Below are 9,126 nucleotides of genomic sequence, written 5' to 3'. Positions count from 1 at the left end.
GCCGGCTTTGCAGTGCCCGGCGCGTAGTGGAAACGAGCTCTGCCATCTTTTCTTCCGGAACGATATCGAACTGATAGCCTTCCGGTATCTGCTCTGCGTTTGCCATGGCTTTCTCCGTCTGGGGTCTATGCGGGGTTGAGAGGCTGAGCCGCTTCTGATTTGTGAGCCTTGGCATGCCCCACGCAGAACTTGATGGGTTCGCCATCCTCGCCCGTGTAGGCATGGCACATGAAGCCTTTGCGCTCGAAAGCCATATAGGCTGCGTCTGCAGTGGTGATGGGCGATTGGTTGGCAATCGATCCGAGCCGATAGGCGCAGCCATGGCATGTACCGGTTGTGCTGCAACCGCTGGCCAGCACAACGCCCTGCAGCGCACCGATCATGTTCGGCATGTTCACTCCCGTGAACTTGTCCGGGTGCACACCGCATTCCTCGATCAGAACTTGGTCGCTCATTTCTGAGCAGTTTTCGGCTACAGCGTTGGCCATGCCGATGAACTGGGCGAACAGTTCGATCAGGCGCAATTCACCGTTGAGCCTGGAGTACTCGCTTAGTTGTGTGATCCGCTGGCCCTGATCAGCCTGGGCAATGGGTGTCAGCCAGAGCGCATCGGTGTTTTTCATGGTGTATTCGCAATTCGCGGGCATTAGCATCTCCCGCCCGCCGTACACCGGCAGGCATTCAAAGTTGATTGTCTTGTATGCGATGCATGTCCGCTGATTGGCGCGGGATGCATTGGATGGGGTGCGTTAAACGGCTATAGCCTCGGTCTGTGTATTACACAAAACGACGGAGTAGCCATCAGGGCTGTCATCTGACTCAAGAGCCGCAACGACTCCGAGCTCTTGCAGTGCCTGGGCAGCGGCGACGGGGTTGGCGCGCAAAGCAACCTTCTCCGCTGACGCCCAAATATCAACGCCGGTGCCGCTGTCGCCGCAATTCGAGTAGCTGCTGCACGCTTCGGCCTCGTCCTTCGCCGCTTCCAAAAAGTCCTTGGTCCGGCAGCACGGGCAAATCTCGCTGGTGTCTTCTGGGTCATAACCTTCGCCATCACCTGCGTACCAGAGATATCCGCCCTCGCGGCATTCCCAGTCGCCTTGCGTGTATCCGCAGGCGCTGTTAGCGCGCTCGACCGGTAGAGTCCGGATTAAAACTGTTTCTTCAGGCATGACTTCGTCCTCGCCGCATACGCAGCAGGCAATAGGGATAGGGTTGGTTTAACGGGTGAGTGTGCGGAGGATCTTGCCGACTGGAATGGCGAGGGTGAAACCGACGACCAGCCAGGCCGTCATGAGGATTGCGGCGATCTGCCAGCCGCTCATGACTGCTCACCAATCTGTCGGGCGAATGCAGCAACGCACATCGCGCCGTATTCCTTCATCTGCTCGAGTGTGTAGCCAGGCACTTCGCGATCTGGGAGAAAGAAACCGGTGTGGCGGGGCGGGTGCGGCAGGACTGGCGTAACCGGGAATAGCTGCCCGGGCATTGAGAGCTTGCGCTTGGCGCGGCGGTAAAGCGGCGTGTAACCATCGACCTCAGAAAACATAACGTCGTAGCACTGCCCATTTGATTTCGCCAGCACTCCAGGCAGCCACTTGAACCAGAGCACCGGCTCATCCACCACATCGCCAGCAGGCGGCACAGGGGCAACCATGCCGTAGCAGGATTCATCTACAGGGACAGGGTGCTGCGCCGGACCTGCGGCGAGCAATGCATCGCACTCTTTCCAGCGTGGCGAAAACTGTCCGCAGACCGCGCAGTTAGATTTCGGATAGGCCTTCCCATCTGCCGCAAGCTGCTGACGGCAATTATCTGGCGGCAAGCTGGTCATTCCTGATCTCCCGTGTACTTGCGCCATGGGACCTTCACGCCGTCGACCAGAAATCCCCAGTCACCTTTCCAACTGCTGGTGATGAAGAGCGTCCAGACACCTTCCGGCGATACCTCGTCGATGCGGTGGTATTCGCCATGGCGCAGCTGGGCGGTATCACCTGGCAGGCGGTCGATATATTCGGTCGCCTGGTAACTGCCTCCCGATGATTCCAGTAGCGCCCTCGCGGAATCCATCAGACCTGCCAAAGCGGGATCATCGCCGTCGAGCAGTCGCTGCTCTCGATACCATCCGCGTAAGATCACCGTCCGGGCATTCCATGGGTGGTCATGCAAGTCGCGGTCGGCGTCCGGGCGCTTAATGTGATGGATGCGAAACGACCAAGGGAACCACTTGATGCTCGGCTCATGGGTTTCACGAGAGTAGGGGTTGAACAGCCACCAGCGGCCCATGTAGGTCTCTTTGCCGTCAGCGGACATGATGTGCAGGTAGGGCGTGCGCTGGGCGTGCGTGATCAACCATTCAGACACGGCGGGTCGGGCCAAGAGCTTTGCAGCAATGGCCCAGAGAAAGCATTTCAGTTGCACGTTGACCTCAATGTAGCCGCTGGGGGCTACTACTGGATAAGTAGCCTGTGGGGGCTACCTCTGGGAATGGATGTCCCTATTTCAAGCGCTGGCGATAATGTCCGCTTCAGCGATTTCACAGAAGAACGAGCAGGACGGCAGTTTTTCGTTGCGCCGAACCGGGCCGTCGCCGAGGTCTCGAAGGGAAAACCGCTCTTCCGTTTTTCGGTTGCGGTGCAGGTAACTGCCTGGGCCAAGCTCGTCCTGCACTTTGCAAAGCTCTTCGAACTGTTCCGGGAAGTCTTCGCGGATAGCCCGGTAGTAGCCTTCGCCACCTTTCACGCATCCGATGCAGTTGGCGTTGTCGTAGCCAAGGCGGTACATCAGCGGCAACTCAATACCTGCCCGCAGGAGCATTGCTTTGCAGTCCTCCTTCCCAAGGCCTCGTTCAATCAGCGGGGCTATGACGGGACGATCTGGATTCCTCTCGCGGAAATCATCCAGGCGGTCGACCTCCTCTGCGGTGTAACCGAACACCATCACGTCGCCCTCTTGTTTCCAGGTGTCGAGCTGACGTCGTTTGAGGAGCTTGGTGCAAGGCGCGCCGTACTGGTTCTTCATGAACCGCTCACGACGAAACACCTGAATGATGTCTGCACCGTATTTTTCGTCGCGAAGCACCGTAACTGGCTGGTCGAACCAAGCTTCGCAATCAGCGAGGAATCGACGGCTGTCCGAATGCTCATTTGCCAAGTAGGCGTTGATGATTTGAACGTCATGGGTACGGCCGTAATCTGCCAACGCAAGCTTGGTGGCCACCGCAGATGCAGCACCACAGCTGAACTGGCAGACGATGCGCGGCTTGTCGTCGTTCATGAAGACTCCTTGGATGAAGTTGGTCAGGCTGCTGCGGATTGGCTTTGCGTCTGGCGCCACGGATCGTTGGCGCGGGCAAGTGCTGCCATTGGGGGAGGGCTGACGCTGTTACCGCACATGTGGACCTGCTGAGTCTTGGTGAACGGCTTGCGGTCGGCGCCGTGCGCGATGATGTAGTCGGGCGGGAAACCTTGAGCCCGGTACAGCTCTGCGGGTTGCAGCATTCGCAGGCGGATATCCACGATCACATAGGGCGTTCCCTTGACCATGACCGTCACCAGGCCGAGCCGATCTTTGGTGGTGATCGTTGGCGCTGGCTTGTTGCAGCCGCTCATGTTCTCTGTGCCGTAATAGCTGATTAGGAATGCCGCGACGCGCAGCGCTCCTTCTTCGTGCTCCGGTGAAAGGCAAAGCGAAACCACTGAGCTTTTCCCGCCACCGCCGGCGGTCACCGTGGGCGCGGGTTCACTCAGGCCCTGGCCAACGCTGGCGCCAAACTGACGCTCCATGAACGCCGATACCAAACCGTGATGGGTTCCACCAGCGCTGACCGTGTGCAACGGGTCGTTGACGTCGCGGGCATCGCAGTTACCGCGCAGATGCACCAGGTTCGCCGCCACAAGTTGCTGCTGACTGCCCGTGTTGGTGACAGTGGTCATTGGCTCGTCGGCACCCTTGGCGTGGGTAGTGTTGAAACCGCCATTCATCTGAGCCATGAATACTGTTGAGATGCCCATCGCGTGAGCAGCACCGGCGGGGCGCTGGTAGTTACCGCCGCTGGTGATGGTTGGCAACGGCTCGTCCAGCGCTTTGCCAGCATCGTCGAAACGAAACTTCACAAGATGCGCAGCGGCTAAGCCGTATTTGCCGCCCGACGCCATGATCGTGCCCAGCGGGTCGTGCAGGTCGGCAGTTCGCGGCGCTGATCCAGCCTTATCTCCGTTGCCAAGCTGCACCAGCGATGCCGCGGCTACCCCGCGATGATTCTGTGTAAGAAGGGTGCCGACCGGCTGGGCCGCTGCTGTCGGTTTGCCTGAGTATTCTGGCCCGCCCGCACCCACCATGACGGGGCTGATCAGCGTCAGCTCGCCTCGGTTGGCGCAAGTCACGGTCGGAAGTGGTTCCATTGGATCATTGATGCGATCGCTACCCTGATGCGTGGCTGGCGCAATGATCGGGCTGACCACCGAGAAGGCGCCGCCCTTAGGGTATGAGGTGACTGTGCGCAGCGGCTCGTTGGCCGACTGCACCGTTTCGCCTGACCAGTTGGCAATGGGCACGATAAAGGGCGCCGGGTTATCGATGACGAACTTCTTCATGCCCTTGGCTACGCGCCTTAGAGTGGCTGGGGCCAGGTCTTTCTTCCGGCCGAAGATGCTTTTGCCGAGGTCGCTGAAATCAATGCACTCGGCGGCGGTGCGCCAAGGCTTTTGGCCCCTGCCTGGCTTCTTGGCGTGGGTAGCTTCCGGCCAGATGATCGGCTGACCATCGCAGCGTGCGAGCATGAAGAGTCGTTCGCGGCTGGTGGGCGCTCCGAAGTCACACGCCTTAATCACCTTCCATTCGACCACGTAACCCATACCTTCAAGCAGAGCTACGAACCGTCGCCATGTGCGGCCGCGCTGCTTCGGATCAGGTATCAGGAACTGCTGGCCCACCGGCACCACCTCGCCAGGTGCAGCGACCGCACCACCCAGCTTGATCACCCGCCCGGTAGCTTTGTCCCGCTTGGCGATCAGCCGACCCCACTGCAAAATCTGCTTCACGTTCTCCAGGCTGATCACCCGGGGGCGCTTCATGCCTGCCCACTTCAGGCCTATCCACGACAGGTTGCGGATCTCGCGCTTGCGCGGCTGGCCGCCGGCGGCCTGGCTGTGATGAGTGCAATCGGGCGACATGTGGAACCAGCCAACCGGCTTACCGCCGCACTCCGTATCCGGATCACCTTCGAACACATCTGTGGTGAAGTGCTGCGCGCCCGGGTGGTTGATGGTGTGCATGCTGATCGCCGTAGCGCTGTGGTTCTTCGCCACGCTCACCGCGCGGCCAAGGCCCATTTCCAGCCCGGTACCGGCGCCGCCACCACCGCAGAAGAAGTCCACGACGATCTCATCGTCTTGCGGATCGAAGCCAAGGCCGTACTGAGTTTTGAAATCGAAGGGGTGTTTCTTCTGATGTGCAGACATAGGGGATCCTCGCCAGTGGCGTGATTCGTTAAAGAAGAGGGTTGGGCTACGCGGTGAACAGGCTCAGTTGTTGATCCTGCAGGTGCTGTTCGCGCTGCTGGCGCTGAATTTGGGCATGGACATATGCGACGCGGGCCTTCGCAATTGCCATGTACTCCGGATCACGCTCGATCCCGATGAAATCGAACCCCTCGAGCGCCGCCGCTTTACCGGTGCTGCCTGAGCCCATGAACGGATCCAGAGATTTACCACCCGCTGGCGTTACAAGTCTGAGCAGGTAAGCCATCAGCTCTGTGGGCTTCACGGTGGGATGGTTGTTGCCCTTGGTGTCAGTTGTTTGAACCTTACGAAGGGTGGTGCCCTGTTTGAACTGTGGGCCAGGGTCAATCAGGCCTTCGTGGCGGTCGGCTCTGCTCGTTTTGGCGCAGTAATAGAAGCGGGCGGCGCTGCCGGAATCTCCATGGAATGCGCCCTCTACACGTGAGTATTCGCCGTAGGTATTTTTGTCAGGGGTGCTGGTTTCTGTCCCCTTCACTGGCGATGCGGCACCAGCCTCGGCCGGGAACATAGCGACCACCACATCACTACCGTCGTGAATGAGATTCGCTGGCCAGCGCCCCGGCTTCATTACGCCAACGAATTGGACGTCCTGTTTGTATGCGCCGGTGGCGTTTTGGACATGTCCGGGCGCCATTCGCTTCTGGGAGTACTCGCCGCCCATAGCGTCATCAGCGTGTATGCGGCAAGCATCAATGTTGATGGCGCCGGTGCCGTGGGCATCAACATTCGCGGCTACCGTTCCGGGGAATGGCTTACGGGCCATGCAGATTGGCTCATGGGCCGGCTTCAGCGCCGTGCCCCAGCCTTCGTGATCGCCCTTGAGGTTATGCGACTTCGGAAAGCCAGAACCGAAAACCCACATGATTTGGTCGCGGATCTCGAAGCCTGCCATTTCAATGCCGACCGCCATGTGGTGGTAGGTTCTGGCAGCAGCAAAAGAAAGCAAATGTCCGCCAGGCTTAAGCACTCGCAGCGCCTCTGTCGCCCATTCCAGAGTGAAGGCCTGGAAGGCGCGCATACCAGCAGGCGTGAGGTCGTATTTCCCAGCTTCGGCGGCAACTGATCGATGTCCACCATTTGGGCCGCAAGCATCTGCGTGTGAGGGCATGCTGGCGCGGTAGGCCGCGCGGTCTTCAATGTCTCGTCCGTCCCAGCTTTTCCCCATGAAGCGGATGCCGTAGGGTGGGTCTGTTACAACGCTATCAATCGAGTTCGCGGGCAGACCCCGTAGCACCTCCAGGCAATCGCCCAGGTGGAGTTCGTATTTCATGGCTCGATTCCGATGGGAGTTGAGATTCGTCTACGCTTCCAGCTCCACAGGGAGGGAACCGTCATGAGCGAAGAGCGAGTGATTGCGCTAGAGATAGCGCTGAAGGCCGTTTTGAGCACGGCGCGGGAACAGGGGATAGACGTTGAGCAGTTATCCGAAGCTACGATTGACGGGCTGGTGAAGTACCACGCCTATCGGTCGGTCCATATTACGAATGCAGCGGACCAGATTGAGCAGGCTTTCCATGCGCTGGAGTATCCGGCGCCGACGTTGGTGTGACTGGCGCCTGCTTCAAGTAGACGGTGATCGGGCCATTGCGAAGATCGCCGTCAATACTTCCATCCAGCGCCGCGACCTCTGTCTTGGTGAGGTTTTTCCATTTGGCGATGACGAACTCACCTTTCAAGACCGGGATCGGATGCATTACGCAGCTTGACCCGTAGCTATACCCGTTTGCTTCGAGCCAGTCCTGAGCGGCATACAGCGCCTGGAAGGTGCCAGGCTTTTCAAAGACTTTACTGAACATCTCGATGCTCCATGCAGGCGCCTCCCTCCGATGTCAGGACGGTGGCGAATAGGTTGGTGGTGGGCTATACGTGGTGCAGCAATCATGAGAGGTAATCAGCAGATGGAACAAAACCAGCAATGCATGTACGAACTAGCGTTCATACGTGCGAGGAAGCGGTTCATCGCTTACGCAGTTTTGGCAATACTAATTCCAGTTGTTGGTTCCGCCCTATGTTATTGGCTCGGAAAGCCGACCTCTTGGATGGGAAGATCCGGTGCCATAATGGCGGGGCTGGCTTTTCTCGCAGACCTGAAGGCTAGGGACATGGCGGATGTTTTCAAGCCATCTGGCTATGTGGGCATTTCGTTCAGCGCGACTAAGAAGAAGTATTTTTCACAAGTAAAAATTGCGCAGGGTATTTCTGTACTGCTGATATTAGTAGGAACAGCGCTGTGGGGCTTTGGCGATCTTTTACCTATAGGCTCACAAATTCATTAGTTGTTGTATGCCGACTTTGCCCAACATGACTTCTCTAATGTCGCGCAAAGTCGGGTTGGTTAAACCGAGAAGCTCCCCAACGTCAACTTGGCTGCTGTACCGATTTTCTCTTCAAGCACGGATTTGAATTCCTGAGCAATCTCTTCGCGCTGCACTTCCTCACCTACCCAACGAAGCTTCAATACCGGAACCGATCCGCTTGTGATAACCGAGATTCGCAAAGTGATGCGCTGCTCAGTCAAACCTTCGAACGGGACGATGTGGAACTGCAAAGCCGCAGGTAGTGTTTCTTTGCTGCGGGCTTCGATCTGGTCCATCGCGCTACGGCTGGCGCTGGTGTCACCAACAGTCGTTTCTGACTCGCTGGTTGCCTTGATCGTGATGGTCCGAACCGCTGCAATTGCCTTGGCGATCGGGATAGCGTTGCCTGCGTCGTCAACCGGCGTTAGATACTGATGCCAGTCCTCGATCCAGTCGCTGAGGTCCTTCTGCCCGAGACGCTCACCGGCGATTGCCTGTACGGCTTTATAGCCAGCGGACGCTTTCAACTTCAGCACAGCGCGGTCATCGGCGTGACCAGGCTCGTTGACGTCGCCGAGGTTGAAGAGCAGTGCGCAGCTCATTTCGTCCTGATTGATGAAGCCGCGTGCGGCTGTGGTGGCACGGTCGGTCACGTAGGCGCTGAAGTCGGCCAGCGAATGGGTGGAGAAGGTGCCGCGAAAGCGACTGCGCAGCGCCTGGTATTTCTCCAGATCGATCACCCGGGCGCTTTCGGGAAGAACTACCGTCGGCACCAGAGTCGCCAGCGGCTTGCCGGTCGCTTCGAGCGCTGTATCGGTGATGAGTTGAATTGCTTCTTTGCTCAGGGACATTTTCAAAGTCTCTTGGGGAAGGGAGGTGCAGCGGTGAATCAGGTGCGGGGCTTGATCGGCGCTTCGTCACGGCTGAAGAGCTGGTCGTGTTTCTCTTGGAACAGTGAAATCTTGCCGCCGGTGCCGACGTGCATCGGGGTGTCGAGGCTGGTGTTCTCGCTGCGTGTGCCGCGCTTGGTCGGCACCTTGTAGTCGAGCTTGTGCTTGATCTTCACCATCTGGCCTTCGCCGATCTGGCTGAGGTCCAGCGTGATGACGAGCTTCCCGGCCTTGCCGTGGTCGACCACGCCGGCGGCTACCTCTGAGAGGGCGTGACCGATCTGGCTGGCGAAGGCGCCGCCGTTGAGCTCTTCGAGGAACTCGGCGGTATCAGTTGGTGTGGACATGCATGATTCTCCGGAAGGCCCTTGAGGCCGCTGGGTGGGAGTTGGTGTTGAATTTGTCTGCGGCGAGGGTTCG

General features: G+C 58.6%; 11 protein-coding genes. 1 reads left to right on the top strand and 10 read right to left on the bottom strand.

From position 1 onward, the window contains the following. Nucleotides 1-125: 125 nt before the first annotated feature. The 8 genes from OYW20_RS19495 to OYW20_RS19460 form a co-directional block, all read right to left on the bottom strand. On the bottom strand, nucleotides 126-647 hold the full coding sequence (locus OYW20_RS19495) for a hypothetical protein (RefSeq protein ID WP_268797559.1): 522 nt from the start codon (nucleotides 645-647) through the stop codon (nucleotides 126-128). Nucleotides 648-749: 102 nt separating this feature from the next. Further along, entirely contained in the window at nucleotides 750-1,169 is a 420-nt protein-coding gene (locus OYW20_RS19490) for a hypothetical protein (RefSeq protein ID WP_268797558.1), read from the bottom strand. A gap of 149 nt (nucleotides 1,170-1,318) precedes the next feature. Further along, entirely contained in the window at nucleotides 1,319-1,831 is a 513-nt protein-coding gene (locus tag OYW20_RS19485) for a hypothetical protein (protein WP_268797557.1), read from the bottom strand. Then, nucleotides 1,828-2,412 carry a hypothetical protein gene (locus OYW20_RS19480; protein WP_268801185.1) on the bottom strand — a complete coding sequence of 195 codons (585 nt, stop codon included), beginning with the start codon at nucleotides 2,410-2,412 and terminating at the stop codon, nucleotides 1,828-1,830. Before OYW20_RS19480 ends, OYW20_RS19485 begins: the two co-directional genes overlap by 4 nt. An 87-nt stretch (nucleotides 2,413-2,499) precedes the next feature. After that, on the bottom strand, nucleotides 2,500-3,273 hold the full coding sequence (locus OYW20_RS19475) for a hypothetical protein (protein WP_268797556.1): 774 nt from the start codon (nucleotides 3,271-3,273) through the stop codon (nucleotides 2,500-2,502). A 23-nt stretch (nucleotides 3,274-3,296) separates the two neighbouring features. Further along, a complete protein-coding gene (locus OYW20_RS19470; protein ID WP_268797555.1) occupies nucleotides 3,297-5,459 on the bottom strand; it encodes a DNA cytosine methyltransferase in 2,163 nt (720 codons plus the stop codon). Between the two features lie 46 nt (nucleotides 5,460-5,505). Then, on the bottom strand, nucleotides 5,506-6,789 hold the full coding sequence (locus tag OYW20_RS19465) for a DNA-methyltransferase (protein ID WP_268797554.1): 1,284 nt from the start codon (nucleotides 6,787-6,789) through the stop codon (nucleotides 5,506-5,508). Nucleotides 6,790-6,997: 208 nt separating this feature from the next. Further along, entirely contained in the window at nucleotides 6,998-7,315 is a 318-nt protein-coding gene (locus OYW20_RS19460) for a hypothetical protein (RefSeq protein ID WP_268797553.1), read from the bottom strand. Nucleotides 7,316-7,399: 84 nt separating this feature from the next. On the opposite strand from OYW20_RS19460, the gene OYW20_RS19455 reads away from it, so the two are divergent. Then, nucleotides 7,400-7,795 carry a hypothetical protein gene (locus OYW20_RS19455; RefSeq protein ID WP_268797552.1) on the top strand — a complete coding sequence of 132 codons (396 nt, stop codon included), beginning with the start codon at nucleotides 7,400-7,402 and terminating at the stop codon, nucleotides 7,793-7,795. Nucleotides 7,796-7,854: 59 nt separating this feature from the next. Here the strand turns inward: OYW20_RS19455 and OYW20_RS19450 are convergent, their stop codons facing one another. Together OYW20_RS19450 and OYW20_RS19445 are read right to left on the bottom strand one after the other, a co-directional pair. Further along, entirely contained in the window at nucleotides 7,855-8,667 is an 813-nt protein-coding gene (locus OYW20_RS19450) for a DUF2303 family protein (RefSeq protein ID WP_268797551.1), read from the bottom strand. A gap of 38 nt (nucleotides 8,668-8,705) precedes the next feature. Continuing rightward, nucleotides 8,706-9,053, bottom strand: coding sequence for a hypothetical protein (locus OYW20_RS19445; protein WP_268797550.1), 348 nt, complete (start codon nucleotides 9,051-9,053; stop codon nucleotides 8,706-8,708). Nucleotides 9,054-9,126 lie beyond the last annotated feature (73 nt).

The sequence above is a fragment of the Pseudomonas sp. BSw22131 genome, assembly GCF_026810445.1.
Classification (GTDB): domain Bacteria; phylum Pseudomonadota; class Gammaproteobacteria; order Pseudomonadales; family Pseudomonadaceae; genus Aquipseudomonas; species Aquipseudomonas huanghezhanensis.
The sequence above is the reverse complement of the archived record's forward strand: the minus strand, read 5'-3'. Positions and strand labels throughout refer to the sequence as shown.

Excerpts from the sequence above, each read along its gene's own strand:
- OYW20_RS19495 (WP_268797559.1), bottom strand. The coding sequence starts at position 647 with ATGCCCGCGAATTGCGAATACACCATGAAAAACACCGATGCGCTCTGG.
- OYW20_RS19490 (WP_268797558.1), bottom strand. The coding sequence starts at position 1,169 with ATGCCTGAAGAAACAGTTTTAATCCGGACTCTACCGGTCGAGCGCGCT.
- OYW20_RS19460 (WP_268797553.1), bottom strand. The coding sequence starts at position 7,315 with ATGTTCAGTAAAGTCTTTGAAAAGCCTGGCACCTTCCAGGCGCTGTAT.
- OYW20_RS19485 (WP_268797557.1), bottom strand. The coding sequence starts at position 1,831 with ATGACCAGCTTGCCGCCAGATAATTGCCGTCAGCAGCTTGCGGCAGAT.
- OYW20_RS19465 (WP_268797554.1), bottom strand. The coding sequence starts at position 6,789 with ATGAAATACGAACTCCACCTGGGCGATTGCCTGGAGGTGCTACGGGGT.
- OYW20_RS19445 (WP_268797550.1), bottom strand. The coding sequence starts at position 9,053 with ATGTCCACACCAACTGATACCGCCGAGTTCCTCGAAGAGCTCAACGGC.
- OYW20_RS19450 (WP_268797551.1), bottom strand. The coding sequence starts at position 8,667 with ATGTCCCTGAGCAAAGAAGCAATTCAACTCATCACCGATACAGCGCTC.
- OYW20_RS19470 (WP_268797555.1), bottom strand. The coding sequence starts at position 5,459 with ATGTCTGCACATCAGAAGAAACACCCCTTCGATTTCAAAACTCAGTAC.
- OYW20_RS19475 (WP_268797556.1), bottom strand. The coding sequence starts at position 3,273 with ATGAACGACGACAAGCCGCGCATCGTCTGCCAGTTCAGCTGTGGTGCT.
- OYW20_RS19455 (WP_268797552.1), top strand. The coding sequence starts at position 7,400 with ATGAGAGGTAATCAGCAGATGGAACAAAACCAGCAATGCATGTACGAA.